Raw genomic sequence first — 18,609 nt, forward strand, 5'->3', positions numbered from 1 at the left:
GGATCGCAGCGTATGGCTAACGCGTTCGTCGCGGTATTCGAAATCCTGAGCTTCGGCGCGATCATCGTCCTGATCGTGTTAGGCTTGGGAATCATCGCCAGCATGATGGGGATCTTCAATTTTGCCCAAGGCGAGTTCGTGCTGCTCGGTGCCTATATCACCTACCTCGGCCATAGCCGGGGCCTTCCGGTCTGGGTCGGTATGGCGGTGGCGCCGTTTCTGGTCGGAATGCTCGGTTTTGTGCTCGAAGGGCTCATTATCCGTCGTTTCTATGCGGCGCCGATCGTGGCGATGCTCGGCACGTACGCGCTTGGCCTGATCATCCGCGAAACGGTGCGCGGCCTGACCGGCGGCCTCTATCTGACGGTGCCGGAGCCGATCGGCGGCTCCATCGATATCGGTATAATCCATATATCGGCTTGGCGCTTCACCATCGTTGTCATTACGATCCTGGTCATGGGCGCCTGCTATGTCCTTTTATCGCGGACGAGCTTCGGCCTGCGCGTGCGGGCGACGCTGGAAAACCCGGCGCTGGCGCGCGCCTCAGGCATTTCGACGCCGTTCATCTATGGCGCCACCTTTGCCTTCGGTGCGGCGTTGGCGGGGCTCGCGGGTGCACTGATCGTGCCGGTGTTCACCCTCTTCGCCGATCTCGGCATTCGCTTCCTGATCCAGGGCTTTGTTGCCGTCATGGTGGGCGGCATCGGCTCCTTCATAGGGCCGGTGGCGGGTGCCGCTGCTATTGGCGCACTGAGCGCGGCGCTGCCCTGGGTCATCGCGCCTGTCGTCGCGGATGTCTTCGTATTCGTGCTTGCCATCGCGTTCATCAAATTCCGGCCGCAAGGCCTCATCGCGGGAAGGGGAGTGTAGCCATATGATTGCTGATCGCGCTCAACTCACACGTCGTCGTTTTCTTTCGAACTTTGCATTTGCGGCGGGTGCAATGATCTCTGGCGCCGGAGGCTGGGTGATCCGCCCCGATTGGGCCAATGCGGCGGAAGGCCCGATCAAGGTCGGTATTGCCACTGATCTGACCGGACCGATCGCCTATGCTGGAAACGCTGACGCCAATGTCGCCAAAATGGTGATCAAGGAGATCAACAATGCTGGCGGCATTCTGGGCCGTCCGCTGGAATTGTATATCGAAGACACCGCCTCCAATGAATCGGTTGCGCTGGGCAACGTCCGCAAGCTGATCCAGCGCGACAAGGTCGACATGGTGTTAGGGGGAATCACAAGCTCGATGCGCAACGCCATCAAAGACCCGATCACGGCGCGCGGCAAGACGCTGTACATTTATCCGCAGCTCTATGAAGGAAAGGAATGCACCCCCTACCTCTTCTGCACCGGCCCCACCCCAGCGCAGCAGTGCGACGAATTCATCCCCTGGCTGATCAAGAATGGCAGCAAGAGGTTCGCCCTTCCAGGCGCCAACTATGTCTGGCCGCGGACCCTGAATGCCCACGCCCGTACGTTGATCGAATCCCATGGCGGTGAGGTTGTGTTTGAGGAGTATTATCCACTTGACCAGCTGGAGTTCTCCGCAACTGTCAATCGCATCATTTCCAACAAAGTTGATATGGTCTTCAACGCCATCATTCCGCCCGGCGTCGGTCCGTTCGTCAAGCAGCTCAACGAAGCGGGCTACGTCAAGAACGGCGGTCGGCTTGCTGCCGTGACGTACGATGAAAACATGCTCAACATTCATCAAGCAAATGAAATTGAGGGGCTTACCAGTTGTCTCGACTATTTCAACGCCGTTGCCAAAGATGATCCGGTGTCTGCCAAAATCCAGGCGTCCTATGATAAGGAATTTCCCGGCAACTTCTTGTTTGCTGCGGGCAGTGCTGCGACTGGCACCTATCGCGGACTAAAATTATGGGAAGCGGCCGTCAAAGAAGCCGGCAAGACCGATCGGGAATCGGTTGCCGCGGCCCTCGACCACGCCAAAATCGCCGAAGGTCCGGGTGGACCGGCCGAGATGGTGCCGGGCAAGCGGCACTGCAAGATGAACATGTACACGGCAGTGGCCAAGGGGGGCAATTTTGAGATCATTCGACGCAGCAATCAACTCGTTGATCCCAAAGAGTGCTGAGGAAAATGCTAAAGGCGAGGAGCGCGGCAAGAGAGGCCATGGACGCTAACATCGGGGGTGAAGCCAACGTCAGGATGGCTCCAGGCGAACCCGCGGAAGGAGCTGCCCTTCCGAGCAAGATTCTACCAATCATCGAAGGGCTGCTGCTCATCGCGGCATCAGTCGTGCCGTTGGTGCTGCAGGACTATCTCACGGTGTTCGCGACGCGAGTGGTGATCCTGGCGCTCTTCGCCCTCTCGTTTGATCTGGTGTGGGGCTATGCCGGCATCATGAGCTTTGGCCAGGCTCTGTTCTTTGGCTCGGCCGGGTACGGCGTGGCGCTCCTGGCACGCGACCTCGATGTCACCTCAATTTTTGTGGTGCTGCCGATCGGTACGCTGATCGGCCTTGCCTTAGCGGTTCTGCTCGGCGGATTCCTGCTGCTCGGCCGGCATCCGTCGAGCGTGATCTTTGTCGCGCTCGGTACCTTGACGGGCGCCTACGCAGCCGACCGCCTCGGACGCGGGTGGTACTATCTCGGCGGCCAGAACGGTATTCCCTCGATCTCGCCGATGACGTTCGGCTCCTACGAATTCACGGAGGGGCCCGCCTATTACTATCTTGCGCTCGGCCTACTCGTGCTTGTCTATCTCCTCTGCCGGTTCCTCGTGCGCTCGCAGTTCGGCCTGGCGCTCGCGGGCCTGCGCGAGAACGAGCAGCGCATCGCGTTTTTCGGCTATAAGGCACAGCAGCTGAAAGCAATCGTGTTCACGGTCGGCGGCGCCATCGCTGGGCTTGCCGGCAGCCTCTACACCTTTCATGAGGGGTTCGTCTGGCCCAACATGGTCGGTGTGGTGGTCTCCACCCAGGTCGTGCTGTATGTATTGTTCGGCGGCTCCGGCACGCTTGTCGGCGCGGTGATCGGCACCGCAATTGTCGAAGGCCTCAGCTTTTGGTTGTCGGACCACTATCGCGACATATGGCCGATCATTCTAGGTGTCCTACTGCTACTCGTCATTTTGTTTCGACCGCTCGGCCTGATCAGCTTCGTGCTCGGTGAGCGCGACCGTGTCGGCAGGTTCGGTCTGGCCGCCAAGGAGAAGCGCAATGCCGCTTCTTGAAGCCTCCGGCATCTCCAAGATCTTCGGCAAGCTCACCGCGCTGGACGGTGCCGCGCTTGCCGTCGGCGAGAGGGAGTTTCACGGTCTGATCGGGCCGAACGGCTCGGGTAAAAGCACCCTGATGAAGTGCATTGCTGGAGCCGAGGTGCCGACCCAGGGCCAGGTGAGGTTCATCAACACCGACATCACGCCATTTACGCCGACGGAGCGCGCCCGCGCCGGCATGAGCCTCAAGTTCCAGATCACATCCGTGCTGCCAACTCTCACGCTCTACGACAACATCCTCTTAGCGTGCCAAGCGCGGTCCTCGCTGTTTGATCTCGTACTCTCGCGTACTCGCTGCGCGCTCCACGATCAGGTCATGACATTGTTGAGTCAGTTCCGCCTTGCCGACCGCGCGCATGACGCGGCCGCAACGCTCTCGCATGGCCAACAGCAATGGCTGGAGATCGCAATGGCGCTGGCAGGCAAGCCGCGCCTTCTGCTGCTGGACGAGCCAACCGGCGGCATGAGTCTCGAGGAACGCCGCATCACGGGCGAATTGCTTCAGCCGATTAAACAGCATTGCTCGCTCGTCATCGTCGAGCACGATTTGGATTTTATTCGCGACATCTGCGACCGGCTCACCGTGCTGGACCAGGGGCTTGTGCTGGCCTCCGGCTCGGTTGCGGAAATTCAGGCCAACAAGGACGTCCAGGAGATCTATTTGCGCCGTGCCTGAAAAAGAATTTCTCAACATACGGCATCTGGACGCCGGTTATGGCCGCAGCCAGGTGCTGTTCGATGTCACACTCGGCATTCCCTGGCGCGGCGGCGTGGCCGTGCTCGGCCGCAATGGCGCCGGCAAGACCACGCTGATGAAAACGATCATCGGTGAGCTGCCGACCTCAAAGGGTGAGGTGTTCTTCGATGGTCGCGTTATCAGCGGCCGCCGGACCGAAGAGCGGGTGCGGGCAGGCATCGGCTATGTGCCGCAGGAGCACTCGGTGTTCGCGCGGCTGTCGGTGCGCGACAATCTCGCGGTCGGCTCGCTAATCAACAGGGCTGCGGGCGCGGCAGTCGATCGCGTGCTAACGATCTTTCCGAAGCTCGGCCAACGCCTCGATCAACCCGCCGGCACACTCTCGGGTGGTGAGCGCAAGATGCTCGCAATAGGTCGCGCATTGCTGGGCGATCCGAAACTCCTGCTGCTGGACGAGCCGACTGAGGGAGTCTGGATCGGCGTCATCGAGGAGATCGCCGAGCGCCTGACTGACCTCGCCAGGGAAATCGCGGTCATCATCGTTGAGCAACATCTTGATCTCGCATTGCGTGTTGCGGACCACGTTTACGTTCTCGATCGCGGTCGCATTGCGTTGGAGGGCTCGGCCGGCGAGGTCCGCGGCAATCCCGAGCTTCTACGGTACCTCGCGCCTTAGCTCGTGTCATCAAGTCTAGACGGAGGCTTTTGACGGGCTCCGGCAGACCGCGTTTATCCAGCTCATCGGGATTAGGAGTAATTGTGCCCGCTCGATCATAGGCGAGCCTAGCTGGCAGGCCCAGCCGCAGCTCGCCCCGCGGGACTTGGCGTTCCCCTTGGTGAGGGTGAAGGTGCATCCGAAGCTGATGCAACTCCGCCTCCCTCATGATGCCGGACAAGCCCAACAGCAGGCGGTCGTGGGAGGCGCGCGGATCGTAAGGCCGCTCACGATCCGCAATGAGCACGCCAAATAAAGAGCACAGTGCGAGAAGTGCCGGTTATTGCGGGCTAAGCGAAAAGCGTCGAGGATCCCCACAAGACCCGCGTTACCAGGCCGATCTCAGCAATGAGCTTCTGGAAACCATGACGATCCACACCGCCAGCACCGGATTTGCCAGATCCCCGACCGGCTCTTGCACTAGCCACGTGCTGGCTATCCGGCGGCTGCCGAAGGATCCTCAACGGCAAATAACATCCCGTTCATTGCGCGCCGTTCAAAGTCGTCTTCAACAGCCTGCCAACGCTCTTCGGTGCCTTCATCAGACAAAGACGTGGTGAAATACGAGCCGCATGGGTAATGCGTCGGCAAGGCCAATGACGCGCTGGAGCTTATCATGCCCGATCGCAACGAACCCGCTGGCAGTCCGGCCTCGTCTGCTTCCTCCCCACTTAAGCCGCTGTTGAAGAGGTCCAGCAGCGGCCTTTTTTAAGTGTCCAGGACAACCATTGTGGGCGAGGCGCCAGCCTGCTACTCGCTTGGCTATACCGATAGCATCCCGTTGCGAAGACGGCTCTCGTTGCAACGGTCAGATGTTGCTAGAGATTCTGCGGTGATGGTGAGGAACGGGACGGGAGCGCCGCTCAGGTCAACGTCGATTAGCCCGAGACGGCGCAACACTGTATCAAGCGAGCGTCGCGCCTGGGTTTCCTGCGCCCCGTCGAGGCAGATGTCCATCAAACCGGACCGGAGACATTTTGCAGTGCTGTGAGTAAGCGCGTGGCCGATCCAGAATACCTTGGCTGGATGAGCCTTCAAAGCCGCCGCGATTCCTTCTGTTCCGGCGCCCACACTGTACAGTCCGATAACGGAATCCTCGTCACGCAGCGCTTCCGTCAGCCTCTCTGCCGAAAATAAATTGTCGTCACGTCCGAAAATGACTCGGTAGAAACTGTGATCGCCACTCATGTGCTGCGTCAGATAGTCGGAGAAGCCCCGTATGCGCTCCCTATGTGCCCGGTAGGCTCCGCTGTGGCAGATGGCGAGCAAAGTCCCGCTACTTCCCCGCAGCATACGCGACATATAGTAGGCGGCGGTCCGTCCTGCCGCGTAGTTGTCGATGCCGATATAGGGCACATCCTCGCCGGCGCTTCCCGTCAGCATCTGTACGACTTCCACGCCCGACACGCGAGCTTGGCGGATGCTCTCTGTAATCTCCGGGTAGTCTGGAGCCAGAACGATGAGACCGGCTCGGCGAAGAGGGGGCCTTGCAATATGTCGGGCGACGCCAGGAATGTCGTCCTCGCGCACGACTGTCCGGTGCACTAAAATAGTTGGGTCCAAGGAGGCCGAGATCCGCTGGAAGGCAGCGTTGAGGTCGGCATAAAAAAACTCGGCCTCAGGCTGAACCAGAAGCACCTCAATCCGAATGATGCCGCGGTGAGGCGTCAAGCGCCGGTCGCCATATTTCAGCTTCTTTGCTGCCTTGATGACCCTTTCTGCAAGTTCGGTCCTCACGCCGCCACGGTCATTGAGAACCCGCTCGACGGTTGCGGTACCGACATTTGCCTCACGCGCAATGTCTCTGATGGTTGGACCACTCAAATGCCTGCCTCCGGCGTGTTTTAATCAACACGGAACGAGAATTTGCGGCTTCGGTGCACTTACCAACTCGACCGGCTCTTGTGCAGTTAAGGGCCGTTGCCATCGAACGTGTAGGCGGTCTTCACCATGGTATAGAACTCCTGCGCGTAGCGGCCCTGCTCGCGCGGACCGTAGCTGGAGCATTTGCGGCCGCCGAATGGCACGTGGTAGTCCACGCCAGCGGTCGGAAGATTCACCATCACCATGCCGGCCTCTGCATTGCGCTTGAAGTGGCTCGCGTATTTCAGGCTGGTGGTGCAGATCCCCGAAGACAGGCCGAACGGCGTGTCGTTGGAAAGTTCTAGCGCCTCGTCGTAGTCCTTCACCCGGATCACGGTAGCGACTGGCCCGAAAATCTCCTCGCGCGCGACACGCATCTCATTGCTCACTTCCGTGAGCAGCGTGGGCGCGAGATAGAACCCGGGCGCCTCGCGGTTCAGCAACTCGCCCCCGGCAACAAGCTTTGCGCCTTCCGCCATGCCTATGCGGATATACTTCAGGTCCTGTTCGAGTTGGGCCTGGTCTACGACCGGGCCGACATGCGTGCCAGCTTTCAAGGCATCGTCAACGACAAGACCCTGCATCCGATCCTGCATGGCGGCTACGAATCGATCGTGGATGCCATCGGTCACAATCAGCCGGGACGATGCCGTGCAGCGCTGGCCGGTGGAGAAGAAGGCGCTGTTCACCGCGCATTCCACTGCCAGCGTCAGATCGGCATCATCAAGGACCACCATAGGGTTCTTGCCGCCCATCTCGAGCTGAAGCTTCTTCATCGGCTCAGAAGTGATGCAGGCCAGGGCGATCTTGCGCCCCGTCGGCACTGAGCCCGTAAAGGAGATGGCAGAAACATTTGAGCTGTTCAGCATCGTCTCGCCAATCACCGAGCCCCGGCCCATGACCAGGTTGAATACGCCTGCCGGTACTCCGGCGCGGACGATGATCTCGGCGAGCGCATGAGCCGAACCAGGTACGAGCTCGGCGGGCTTGAACACAACGGTGTTGCCGTAGGCCAGCGCTGGCGCGATCTTCCAGGCCGGAATCGCAATCGGAAAGTTCCAGGGAGTGATGAGCCCGATGACGCCGACCGGCTCGCGGGTGATTTCCACATCGACGGACGGCCGCACTGATGGCAGCTTCTCGCCCGCCATCCGGAGGCACTCGCCGGCGAAGAATTGGAAGATTTGTCCGGCACGCGCGACCTCGCCAATGCCTTCTGGCAAGGTCTTGCCCTCCTCGCGGGAGAGCAGACGGCCGAGCTCATCCTTGCGAGCGTGGATCTCGTCGCCAATCGCCTTTAGAATGTCATGCCGTGTCTGGATGGTGGAGCGCGACCAAGCCGGAAACGCTTCATAAGCGGCGGCAATCGCACGCTCAGCCTCAGCAGCCGAGGCACGGGCATATTCGCCCACAACATCGTTTGTATTCGAGGGGTTGATATTTGGGGAGGCCTCCGCGGCCCGAAGCCATTCGCCGGCAATATAGTTGCTTGTCATTTGAAGCTCTGAACTCGATTGATTTTTGTAGGTGCATGAACTCTCGTGCTTGCACCGGCTTCAGGCAGAACTATTCAGCGTCCCCAATGGAGGGCCAATGGGTCAACCCCGCGCGCAAGCTCAATCAGCCCCGCTTTCGTTTTGGGGTGAATTTGCTCCAGGGGATGCCGCACGGCGTCACATCTGATGACGCTGCCTTCTCTCATCACGCTCTTGGCAGCGCGCAGCCCACATTGACGGTTCTCGTAGTTGATGAGCGGCAGCACTTTTGCATAAGCCGCGGCCGCTTCCGTGCTCCGACCCGCCATATGGTGATCGAAAATAGGGCGCAACAAATCGGGACATAGCGCGCTCGACATCGTCCCGGTCGCGCCGGCTTCGAGATCTGCCATCATGGTAATGGCTTCTTCTCCGTCAAACGGACCTGCTATGGCAGTATCTCCTGCCTCGATCAAATTGCGTAGCTTCGCTGCAGCAAACGGGACTTCGATCTTGAAATAGCTGACGAGCGGGACCTCTTGTGCCAGCCGTACGAGAAAGGGTACCGAGAGCGTTACGCCGCTGAGCGGCGCATCCTGAACCATGATTGGGATTTTTGCCGCATCGGCCACACGAGCGAAGTGCTCGATCATATGGGCCTCGTCCGCCTTGAGACCTGAGCCGTGGTAAGGCGGCATCAGCATGAGAAGGCTTGCGCCTCGTTCGGCTGCATAACGTGCGCGTTCCACCGCGATACGAGTGCTGAAATGGCTGCATGTCACCATGACCGGCTTGCGGCCACAAACGTGTGACAGGCAGAGGTCAACCAATAATCTGCGTTCTTCGTCTGACAGGAGGAACTGCTCGGAATAGTTGGCCAGGATGCAAATTCCGTCGACCTTCTGATCGATCATGCAATCCAAAACACGTCGTTGCCCTTCAAGGTCGATATCTCCAGATTCCGTAAATGGCGTCGGCGCGACGGGAAACAGACCACGATAGAGGCGACTTGTTTGGACATGCATGAGCCAAGATCTCCTTCGGATGGTATGAGAAGCATAGGGACGAGCCGCTGGTGCGCGGCCTGTCCATGGAGAATCGCGAATGCGCTACGGCTTGAATGTGAGACCTGTGCTCAAGCTTCGAGCCCGTGAAGCCGCTATTCGGCCGATAGTTGGAAGCCCTCCTGCTGGTTGTCCGGGATCGAAAATCGGCATGAGGTGGGCGCGAACATCGATTAGGAAGGAGGAGATCAGCCAGGCAACACATGCGGATGCGGCTTCTGTCATTGTCGATCTCTCGCGGGCGCAGTCGATTCTCGAACGATCAACCGCGTTTCGAGATCCACCCTGGAGTGTATATCCAGCGAATTCTGATCGGCCAAAAAGTAGTTGGCGGCCTCTTCGCCCATCAGACGAGCCGGGACGTCAACCGTCGTAAGGCCGGGAGTGAGATATTCGGCAATATCGAGATTATCGAAACCGATCATCGATATGTCTTGGGGGACGCTCAATCCAGCATCCTTGCAGCCGCGCAATGCTCCGACAGCAAGTACGTCGCTCCCACAAAATATCGCCGTCACATTTTTGTTTTGATTGAGAATGATTTTAGCTGCGGCTCGGCCGCGGCTGAACTCGTAAGGTGATTCCACAACAACAATGCTGGAGCGGTCAATTCCACGACGTTCAGCCATGGCGAGGAAACCCTCAAGGCGACCAGATGCACGATCGTTGTCGCGCGTTACGCCGGCAATGACTGCAAGATTCTTGTGACCGAGGTCTGCAAGGTAGTTTGCCGCCAAAGCACCGCCACTGCGATTGTCAAAACCCATGCTGGGAATGGAAACGTCGTCCGAGAGGGCGTAGGTTACAGCAAATCTGACCTTGTGTTCACGTAGGAGTTTGAGGGTTTCCTTTCGATGGCAGGAGCCCACGAGAATAACGCCATCGACGCCTTTTTCGATGAGATTACGGACGACGCGAATTTCCCGGTCCAGGTCGTAACCTGTTGCGGAGTAGACCAGCGACGCACCGGCCGGCGCTAGCCGGCTCTCCAGACCTTCAAGCATGCGAGTGAAGATCGCGGCGTCTAACGTCGGAACTATCAAGCCAATCAGTCGGGAGCGCGAGGATCGCAGTGCGCGGGCTGATCCGTTGGGAACGTAGCCGAGTTCATCCACAAGCCGGAGAATGCGTTCTCTCAAATCGATCGCGACGGTTTCCGGTCGATTCAACACACGCGAAACTGTGGCGATCGAACATCCCGCACGTTTGGCTATCTCGACCACGGTCGGTGATTGCCTGCCGTGGTCAATGCGGGCCGTTTTTTCTAACGCCATGAGCCTACTTCCTTCTTGCCTGCCGCCCGGCAAACCGCGCGTGAGACGCCTGCCGTGAAATCGTTATCATGATACATGGCGCTGCTTGGTTGATCAATCCAGCAAAAATGCCCACGAAATGCGCATATTGGCGCCAATTTCGGCCGTTAATAATCTTTTCTCTTGTGCAAGGGGCTCCAGTAATGTAAACCTTTTCATAGCGCGCCACACGGAAGGCAGGCGGAAGCCGCGTTTGGCTGCAAGGCAGGCGCGGCCAGGAATAGCGAGCCGGCGGTTCGGCCAGTGGAGAGAGTATGCAAGCGAAGAAGAAGCGTACGGGCGAGGTGCCAATCATTACGGCTGAGCAAGCCGTGTCGCTGATTTCCGATGGCGATTGCGTCTATTTCGGTGGTTCAGCCGGCGTTGCGATCCCCGAGCTCATCATCGAGGCGCTCCGCGACGTTCATGCCGAGCAGGGGTCTCCTAAGAACTTGATGCTGGTTGGTACCGTGGCCATCGGCGATTGGGCCACGACCGGCTTCAACAAATTGGCGGCCCCGGGCCTGGTGCGTCGAGTTGTGGCGAGCGGTTTGAATAACTGCCCTGCGCTTGGACGACGCGCCCTGGACAATGAAATTGAAGCGTACACCTTGCCTCAGGGCGTCTTGGCGCAGCTCGCTCGCGAAAACGCAGCAGGGCGCCCCGGCGTGATTACAAAAGTTGGGCTCCGGACATTCGCCGATCCCCGGATCGGCGGCTGCAGGCAGAGTGAGTGCAGCAAAGAGGATATGGTTGCCGTTGTCGATATCGAAGGGGAGGAGCACCTGCTCTACAAGACCTTCCCGATCCAGGTCGCGATCCTGAGAGGCAGTATTGCGGATGAGAATGGAAATATTTCGCTCGAGGACGAGGCGTATGTCGGCGAAAGCATGTCGATCGCGGCGGCTGCGCGCCGCGCTGGTGGAATGGTCATCGTCCAGGTCAAGCGGGTAGCTGCATCCAATACGCTAAACCAACGAGAGGTAAGAATACCGGGGGTTTTGGTCGACTATCTCGTCGTCGATCCCAATCAGCGGCAGACCTATGCAACGGAGTATAGCCCAGCCTATGCTGGTAAAATACGCGTGCCGGATGGAAAAATCGACTCGCTGCCGTTCGATGTGAGAAAGGTAATCGCGCGACGCGCAGCCCTTGAGTTGACCCCCGGAGCTACCGTCAACATCGGCTATGGCATCTCGAACGGAATTGCGGTCGTAGCCGCCGAAGAAGGAATATATCGCTCAGTCACACTGACCGCTGAGCAGGGGGTTATCGGCGGCATTCCTGCACCCGGACAGGATGCCGGCGCCGGTACGAACTACGACATGATCGCGCCGCAACCGGATCAGTTCGATTTCTATGACGGCGGAGGGTTGGACATCGCATTCCTGTCTTCTGCGGAAGTCGACCGACATGGCAACGTCAATGTGAGCCGCTTCGGCGACAAGATCATAGGACCTGGCGGCTTCATCAACATTAGCCAGGGCGCCCGAAAAGTAGTTTTCTCCGGCACTCTTACGGCATCGGGACTGAGGGCGATCCCGGATGATGGCTCTCTCATCATTGCTGAGGAGGGAACGGTCAAAAAATGGGTGAAGGACGTCTACCAAATCACCTTCAGTGGAGCATTTGCAAAGGAGCGCGAGCAAGAGGTCGTATTCATCACCGAACGTGCCATATTCAAGCTAACGCCGAAGGGCCTGATGCTGACCGAAGTCGCGCCAGGCATATCGGTCGAAAACCACGTGCTGCCGAACATTGAATTCGACGTACTCGTGTCGCCCGACCTGAAGCTGATGGACGCCCGGATATTTAAGAATGAGCCGATGAACTTGGCGGTGCGGTTCCACGATGGTGCCGAACAGGCGTAGGGGAGCGGCTGACGTGGACTTCGTTTCAAGAGAATGCGAGGCCAAGGTCGAGATCCTGGCGATGAACAGGCCGGAGCGACGCAACGCTCTGGGCGAAGACATGCTAAGAGATCTCGTTGAATCGGTGAGCAGGGCGGCCAACGATGAAAACGTCAACGTCATATTGCTCGCTGGAAACGGTCCCGGCTTCTCAGCCGGTGCAGACCTTAAAGATTTTTCGGCCGGCGGCATCAACGATACCTTTGACTTGAATCGGCGACTGGGTGCATTTGTGCGCTCTCTGGCTCTTGTCAGAAAGCCTGTGGTCTGCGCTGTCGATGGCTTTGCCTTGGGCGGCGGTTTTATGCTCGCGGCCTCATGCGACGTTGTCGTAACGGCTCGAGTAACGCGCTGGCACTTGCCGGAAGTGTCTCTAGGCTGGTTGCCGGGCTTCGGACTGGACACTTTAGCTGCACGCGTTGGACCGTTTGCGGCTCGCTCCTTGAGCTGGAGCCCGACTGCGATCGACGGCGTCGAGGCTCATCGGTTGGGGCTGGCTGACATTCTGTCGCCCCCAACCGAAACTGCTCGCGAGGCGGCGCTCCGCTACGCCAAAGCCCTGGCGGCTATGCCGCCTCATGCCGTGCTGACTACGAAACAATTTTTCTCCACTTCGGTAACTGCGAGGGCGGAAGTCATGGATGACTTGGCGAACCGTTACTTTGCTCAGGACATCCGACACGAGACGGCACGAGCAAATATGCAGCGCTTCCTTCCAAAGAAGGCCGCCGGTACCTAGCCTCGTAAAAAGGCTCTCCGCGCGGGTTGTTTTCAAGGAACGATATGAACCACCTCACCCAGTCCCTCATCGTCGTCGAGCGGCCTGACCCGGCCATACTCCTATTGCGGCTCAATCGCCCAGGGCAAAGAAATGCACTGAGTGCTGCCCTGCTGGGTCAGCTTGCCGATGCGCTTCGTGCGGCTCGTTCCGATGAGTCTGTGCGATGCGTAGTTCTCACTGGCGATGAGCGCGCCTTCTCTGCTGGTGCTGACATCAAGGAGATGCAGCAGCACGGCTTCAAGGCGCTGAGTGATCCCACGCGGCAGGATGCATGGGATGTCATCGCCAGCTTCCCGAAGCCGCTCATTGTGGCCGTTCGAGGCGTGTGCGTGGGCGGCGGCCTTGAGCTCGCGATGCTTGGTGACATTTTGCTGGTGGCGGAAGACAGCGTGCTCGCGCAGCCGGAAATCACGATCGGGATCATGCCTGGAGACGGCGCTACCCAGCGCTTGACGCGGATCGTTGGCAAGTCCCTGGCCATGCAGATGGTGTTGACAGGTGAGCCAATCAGCGCGGAACGGGCAGTGGCTGCGGGACTCGCATCCGAAATACTGCCCGCACCCGAGTTGATCGGACGCGCGCTCGCAATAGCGCGGGTCATCTCGAATCGTGCGCCGATCGCTGCCCAATTAGCCAAGGAATCAATTCAGGCAGCTTACGAAACCCCACTGTCGGCCGGCTTGGCGATTGAGCGGCGCGCGATCCGGTACGCCTTCACCACCGATGATCAAAAGGAGGGCATGGCTGCCTTCGCCGAAAAGCGGCAACCGGTATTCTCCGGACGTTGACGAGACAGAACTCGGATGGCCCTAGCGGTCGTCCGCAACGGCAACAAACAAAGTTTTGGCCGTACGGAAATGTAAACGTTTTCATTATAAGGGAATGGAGGAAATGAATGACCACTGTTGCTGAACGCATCGCTTCGGACACGCCGCAAACCACCGCGCCAGCCACGCCGCATGAAAAACAAGTTGCCACTAAGAGCATGACCATAGCTTTGGGCGGTGGCGTAGCTCTGGAGTGGTACGACTGGACCGTCTACGGAATGATGGCTTCTTTTCTGTCGCCACTCTTCTTTCCTTCCACTGACCCGACGACGTCCCTGCTCGCCGCACTTGCCGTGTACGGCGCGGGCTTCTTCGCACGACCAATAGGCGCAGCGATACTCGGTCCTATTGCCGATCGCATCAGCCACAAGCGGGTCATGATGATCTCCGTCACCGCGATGGCATTGTGCTCCCTGCTGATTTCCGTCTTGCCGGGTTACAAGGAGCTCGGCGTTGCGGCCGCGGTGATATTGCTGCTCATCCGGCTCATCCAGGGGCTCGCCACCGGCGCTGAAGCGGGTGTCGCCAACGCCATTGCAATCGAACTTGCACCGCCACGCGAGGAGGGGCGATATCTCGGTCTGATCAGTGGCACATTTATCCAACTCGGTGTCTTCGCATCCAGTATGGTTGCCTTTTTCGTGAGTGCGTCGGTGTCCCCCGAGACAATGCACGAATGGGCTTGGCGGCTGCCCTTCGCGGTCGGCGGAGCGCTCGGCCTGCTGATCATCTATTTGCGCAGCAAACTACCAGAGACTTTAATTAAGCACGTCATGCATCGGGACGAACTGTCGCGCACTCAGGAGACCACAGGCGACGTGTGGAAGACGCTCTGGAGTGTACGGCTCTCGCTGCTCGCCGTCATCTTGGTCGTCGGAGCGGTGCAAATTGCGAACTACGCCTGGAACGCTGGTTTGCCCAACCTGGCGAACGGGGTGTTCAAGGAGAACAGCACCTGGGTGTACGGGATTACGACCCTTATGGGCCTGATCTGGATCGTCACGGCGCCCTTCGTGGGCGCCTTCGCAGACAAGGTCCGACCGTCTCGCGCGTTCACGCTACTCCGGCTGCTGCTCGTCGGGTGCTTCTTCCTCACGTTGGTTTATTCCGAGAAGAGCATTTCCACGTTCTTCTTCGTGATGGTGTTCGGAGGTGCGATCGTCGGCTTCAACATGGCTCTCTACAACTTCATCGCAACCACCCTGATGCCGCGCGCGGTGCGTACGACGGGTATCGCTGTCGGGTATGCGCTCGGAGTATCATTGTTTGGCGGGACGTCACCCTATTTGCTGGTGTGGTTGCAGCATGCGCAGATGGCCTGGATGTTTCCCGTGTATGGATCTCTGATCGCGGTGCTGAGCGTGGTCGTTTATCATGTCGCAAAGAAGCGCGGTCACGTCTACATCGGGGACTAAATTCAAGGCTTCTCGCTTCACAATTCGGGCTCCGTCTCGGCCTGACAGCTTTCTTGGGAGAAATCATGTCGAGCAACGACTTCTTCGCCGCGCGCGAGCGCATGCTGATGCGCATCGCGCAAACGCGGGATGCTTCCGGTGCTGGCCTGCCACATTGGGCCCGCGTCGAGGATGGAAACTGGACGTTGACGTCGGATGGCGATTGGACCGGCGGAGCATTCGTCGGCGAACTCTGGCTTGCCCATCTCGCCGATCCGCAGCGCTTCCCAATATCTGACGCGCATGCTGGGCTGGCCCGGATGCTGCCTCGAGCCCAACTCCGGACGGCATTCAAGGGTTTTGGCTTCTACCACGGTGCGGCGCTCGGAAGCATCCTCTTCGGGGATGAAATGGCGCGCGACGCTGCGCTCACGGCAGCTAGGTCGCTGGGGGAGATGTTTGACCCGAGACTGGGCTTGATCCCGCTAGGCCAGGATGCCGAGGAGGCTAACGCTGTCGGTGCAGCCGAAAGCAGCATCGACTCCCTCCAAGCCACCGGCCTGCTTTATTGGGCCGCGGACCGGCTGGGTGACCCGTACCTGGAGGAAGTCGCTAACTCCCACATGCGGAGGGTATTGGAAATCCATGTGCGAGCCGATAACTCGGTGATCCAGTCATCCACACTCGACCCGCAAACAGGTAAGGTGCTGAGAACGCACACGCATAAAGGATACAGCGATGTGAGCACCTGGGGACGTGCGCAGGGTTGGGCGATGCTCTATACCGCTCATGCGGCCATGGTTCGCCCCAAAGAGCCCTTGTGGCGCGACTATGCGGTGCGCGTGCTCGACTGGTGGATCAACCACGTGCCCACGGACTTGGTTGCGTACTGGGACTTTGATGATCCTGCAATTCCGTGTACCAGCAGGGACACCGCGGCCACTGCTATCGCCGCGGCAGCATCCTTGCGACTTGCATCCGCACTCGGCTCCACCGGTGGCGCCAAGTATCGAGACTTCGCGGAACGCACCGCAACCAAGCTGGTCTCGAGCTTCTTGACGCCCACCGACCCAGGCGATCTGCGTCCGATCGGAATGCTTACCGGAGGATGCTTCACCCGAAAAGCAGTGGCGCGGGACATCGACACAGTGCAAGACGCAGAACTGATATTTGGTAGTTATTTCCTGTTTGAGTGTCTTGTGATTCTCACCGGCCTCATGACCGTGGGGCGGATCTGACCCTATATTCGCTCCCTTGAGATAACTGGCGCGCGCCGAATGAGTCGCGCGGGGCCCGAGGCATGGGAAACGCGCCTGATTTCCATCACCTTCGCGCCCACGGCCTACGCCTCTGGCTCCTCGATGTCCGGGGAGACGCCCCATCCTGGAATTGGTGCAGGGGCCGTCGCCAAGATGATCTCGGTCATCATTATCATCGTGACCGCGGCATTCGCCAATTGCTGCTCAAAGCGCGCCGTTGCTGCATTTGGTCTTGCCGGTCGCGGGCTACTATTATTCTGAACGCAATTGTTCAGACCTCTGACCGCCGACCTGCCGTCGCAGCGCTGGCACGAGAAGGGTGCCACCTGCCGATCCGGTGGCCTCGGCAATTCTGCCATGGGCGGCAAATCTCCTGCCGAAGAACGCAACTCTTGGGACGCGATCGGGCGCATCGTCGACACCTACACGTCCGCAGAATCTAAAAACTACTTCGCCGCCGCCGGCTATTTGCAATCTGATCGGTGCACACTCTAGCCAGAAGCCTGGAAGGAAAGGCCTTATTCCCACTCCGGCACTTAACTTCTAAGGCTTCAATCGGAATTCGCAGAAGGCTCGGCCTGCCTCTTCATTTACCTGAAGTTTGCGGGACTCAAAGAAGAGATTTCGTAGGGACGAGAGACGCTCAACATACGGGACGTGGAGGCAGCTTTCGACTGGAATCTCGTTGCAGCCGCCAGGGGGCGGCCCCTTAGTTGTTTCGTACGAGCGCGGAACGCGTGCGACTTCGATCCAAATGCTTAGCATGCTGCGGAAATGCCGTTTGGGGCTTCCAATCTCCTTCACAAATCTTCGCGGGCGTGCGCAACCGTCCTTAATTTTGGGACGGCAATAACTCGATCGTTGACCGATATCATCTCGGACATGCTGCAGTCGCGGCTTCTGCAGGTGCTGCATCACGGATGAAGGCAACAGCCAGCCCGATGCCGATGAGACCAATCATGATCGATGCCGCAGCCAGAGACGCGACGCCGCCAGTCTCGACAAGGATGCCGCCGAGAAAAGCGCCGATGGCGATCCCCGCGAAGGTGGTAGAGCTGTTCATTGCCAGCACCAGCTTCGACCTATCTCCGGCCAGACCGAGAAGCCGGTGCTGGATCGGGACCAGATACATGTAGCTCACGTTACCCCAAAAGAAGGCGATGAGTACGGTGAGGGCACCATGCTGTCCGAACGCAACCAAACCTACGAGCAGGATGAGTTGTGCGCCTACAACCGCGATGAGAACTTTATACGGGCCAAAACGGTCAGTCAAAACGCCGCACGCAGCGTTTCCCGTCACGGCTCCGAAACCGTAGGCAAAGAGTGCGGCTGAGAGCAGCGGCACCCCGGCAACCAGAGAACCGATGATGAAGACGCTCACATAGGAATAAACGATGAACTCAGAAACGACGATGAATAGCGTCACGGAAAGGATACCGTAGATAGTCTTGGAGAGGCCTTTCGAGATCGGGCCGTTTACGCGCTCCGGCGCCTTGGCAGCTATTCCGGACATCATCGGGGCGAAGATTATCAATGCGAGAAGACCGGCAATGACGACGAAACCGAATGAGAAGCGCCAGCCGATAGCATCTGCGATCCAGCTTGTGGCAGGAACGCCCGCAACCTGTGAAACAGTCATGCCGCCAAAGATGAGAGACAACGCGAACCCTTTGCGGGCCGGGGGCAGGAGCTCCGCGGCCAGCGCGGTAGCCGACGGGGTGAACATCGCCGCGCCGTAGGCCGAAATGACGCGCCCTGCAGCAAGGGTTAGGAAGTTCGGAGCGACCGCGCAGATCAGGTTACCGATGATGAAGATCGAAACGGACAGAATCTGAACCCTGTGGCCGCTCATGGCCTTGAACATCCAGGCATTCAGCGGCGCGAAGACGGCGTAGCAGAGCGCGTAAATCGTGATGATCCAACCCGCCGCGCTGGTTGAAATCGCGAGATCACGAGAGATTACATCGAGTGCACCAATGATGACAAACGTGTCCAAGCCGATAGCGAACGCAGCGATGGTCAGAGCAGCAATGATGAGTTTCGTTCGCGCGTCGGGAGTGGATGAGGTCATGACGGTGCTCGTTCATGTTGT

General features: G+C 58.9%; 16 protein-coding genes. 11 read left to right on the forward strand and 5 right to left on the reverse strand.

Annotated features, from left to right (window positions below):
* The first annotated feature begins 12 nt into the window (after positions 1 to 12).
* Genes AC5ZFO_RS23540 through AC5ZFO_RS23560 form a run of 5 tightly spaced genes read left to right on the forward strand, consistent with a single transcriptional unit; the run spans position 13 to position 4,613 of the window.
* Positions 13 to 870 (forward strand): branched-chain amino acid ABC transporter permease, encoded by an 858-nt coding sequence (locus AC5ZFO_RS23540; protein WP_496122644.1) that lies wholly within the window; start codon positions 13 to 15, stop codon positions 868 to 870.
* A 7-nt stretch (positions 871 to 877) separates the two neighbouring features.
* Positions 878 to 2,095, forward strand: coding sequence for a substrate-binding protein (locus tag AC5ZFO_RS23545; RefSeq protein ID WP_496122720.1), 1,218 nt, complete (start codon positions 878 to 880; stop codon positions 2,093 to 2,095).
* A 5-nt stretch (positions 2,096 to 2,100) separates the two neighbouring features.
* Positions 2,101 to 3,195, forward strand: coding sequence for a branched-chain amino acid ABC transporter permease (locus AC5ZFO_RS23550; RefSeq protein ID WP_496122645.1), 1,095 nt, complete (start codon positions 2,101 to 2,103; stop codon positions 3,193 to 3,195).
* Positions 3,182 to 3,916 (forward strand): ABC transporter ATP-binding protein, encoded by a 735-nt coding sequence (locus AC5ZFO_RS23555; RefSeq protein ID WP_496122721.1) that lies wholly within the window; start codon positions 3,182 to 3,184, stop codon positions 3,914 to 3,916. The genes AC5ZFO_RS23550 and AC5ZFO_RS23555 overlap by 14 nt, the downstream gene beginning before the upstream one ends.
* A complete protein-coding gene (locus tag AC5ZFO_RS23560) occupies positions 3,909 to 4,613 on the forward strand; it encodes a branched-chain amino acid ABC transporter ATP-binding protein (RefSeq protein WP_496122646.1) in 705 nt (234 codons plus the stop codon). Before AC5ZFO_RS23555 ends, AC5ZFO_RS23560 begins: the two co-directional genes overlap by 8 nt.
* 801 nt (positions 4,614 to 5,414) lie before the next feature.
* Here the strand turns inward: AC5ZFO_RS23560 and AC5ZFO_RS23565 are convergent.
* The 4 genes from AC5ZFO_RS23565 to AC5ZFO_RS23580 form a co-directional block, all read right to left on the reverse strand.
* Positions 5,415 to 6,476 carry a LacI family DNA-binding transcriptional regulator gene (locus tag AC5ZFO_RS23565; RefSeq protein ID WP_496122647.1) on the reverse strand — a complete coding sequence of 354 codons (1,062 nt, stop codon included), beginning with the start codon at positions 6,474 to 6,476 and terminating at the stop codon, positions 5,415 to 5,417.
* An 86-nt stretch (positions 6,477 to 6,562) separates the two neighbouring features.
* A complete protein-coding gene (locus tag AC5ZFO_RS23570; protein WP_496122648.1) occupies positions 6,563 to 8,011 on the reverse strand; it encodes an aldehyde dehydrogenase family protein in 1,449 nt (482 codons plus the stop codon).
* 74 nt (positions 8,012 to 8,085) lie between these two features.
* Positions 8,086 to 9,015, reverse strand: coding sequence for a dihydrodipicolinate synthase family protein (locus AC5ZFO_RS23575; protein ID WP_496122649.1), 930 nt, complete (start codon positions 9,013 to 9,015; stop codon positions 8,086 to 8,088).
* Between the two features lie 260 nt (positions 9,016 to 9,275).
* Positions 9,276 to 10,328: a LacI family DNA-binding transcriptional regulator gene (locus AC5ZFO_RS23580; RefSeq protein WP_496122650.1), complete on the reverse strand. Its 1,053-nt coding sequence runs from the start codon at positions 10,326 to 10,328 to the stop codon at positions 9,276 to 9,278.
* 293 nt (positions 10,329 to 10,621) lie between these two features.
* On the opposite strand from AC5ZFO_RS23580, the gene AC5ZFO_RS23585 reads away from it, so the two are divergent.
* The 6 genes from AC5ZFO_RS23585 (at position 10,622) to AC5ZFO_RS23610 (ending at position 17,012) form a co-directional block, all read left to right on the forward strand.
* Positions 10,622 to 12,217: an acyl CoA:acetate/3-ketoacid CoA transferase gene (locus tag AC5ZFO_RS23585; protein ID WP_496122651.1), complete on the forward strand. Its 1,596-nt coding sequence runs from the start codon at positions 10,622 to 10,624 to the stop codon at positions 12,215 to 12,217.
* Positions 12,218 to 12,230: 13 nt separating this feature from the next.
* Positions 12,231 to 12,995: an enoyl-CoA hydratase/isomerase family protein gene (locus AC5ZFO_RS23590; protein ID WP_496122652.1), complete on the forward strand. Its 765-nt coding sequence runs from the start codon at positions 12,231 to 12,233 to the stop codon at positions 12,993 to 12,995.
* 44 nt (positions 12,996 to 13,039) lie between these two features.
* Positions 13,040 to 13,825, forward strand: coding sequence for an enoyl-CoA hydratase-related protein (locus tag AC5ZFO_RS23595; protein WP_496122653.1), 786 nt, complete (start codon positions 13,040 to 13,042; stop codon positions 13,823 to 13,825).
* Between the two features lie 107 nt (positions 13,826 to 13,932).
* Positions 13,933 to 15,279, forward strand: coding sequence for an MFS transporter (locus AC5ZFO_RS23600; protein ID WP_496122654.1), 1,347 nt, complete (start codon positions 13,933 to 13,935; stop codon positions 15,277 to 15,279).
* 65 nt (positions 15,280 to 15,344) lie between these two features.
* Positions 15,345 to 16,496 carry a hypothetical protein gene (locus tag AC5ZFO_RS23605; RefSeq protein WP_496122655.1) on the forward strand — a complete coding sequence of 384 codons (1,152 nt, stop codon included), beginning with the start codon at positions 15,345 to 15,347 and terminating at the stop codon, positions 16,494 to 16,496.
* A gap of 288 nt (positions 16,497 to 16,784) precedes the next feature.
* Positions 16,785 to 17,012, forward strand: a complete 228-nt coding sequence (locus tag AC5ZFO_RS23610) for a hypothetical protein (protein WP_496122656.1) — start codon at positions 16,785 to 16,787, stop codon at positions 17,010 to 17,012.
* Positions 17,013 to 17,388: 376 nt separating this feature from the next.
* Here the strand turns inward: AC5ZFO_RS23610 and AC5ZFO_RS23615 are convergent, their stop codons facing one another.
* Positions 17,389 to 18,588, reverse strand: a complete 1,200-nt coding sequence (locus tag AC5ZFO_RS23615; RefSeq protein WP_496122657.1) for an MFS transporter — start codon at positions 18,586 to 18,588, stop codon at positions 17,389 to 17,391.
* Positions 18,589 to 18,609 lie beyond the last annotated feature (21 nt).

The sequence above is a fragment of the Bradyrhizobium sp. Unk1 genome (assembly GCF_059512345.1).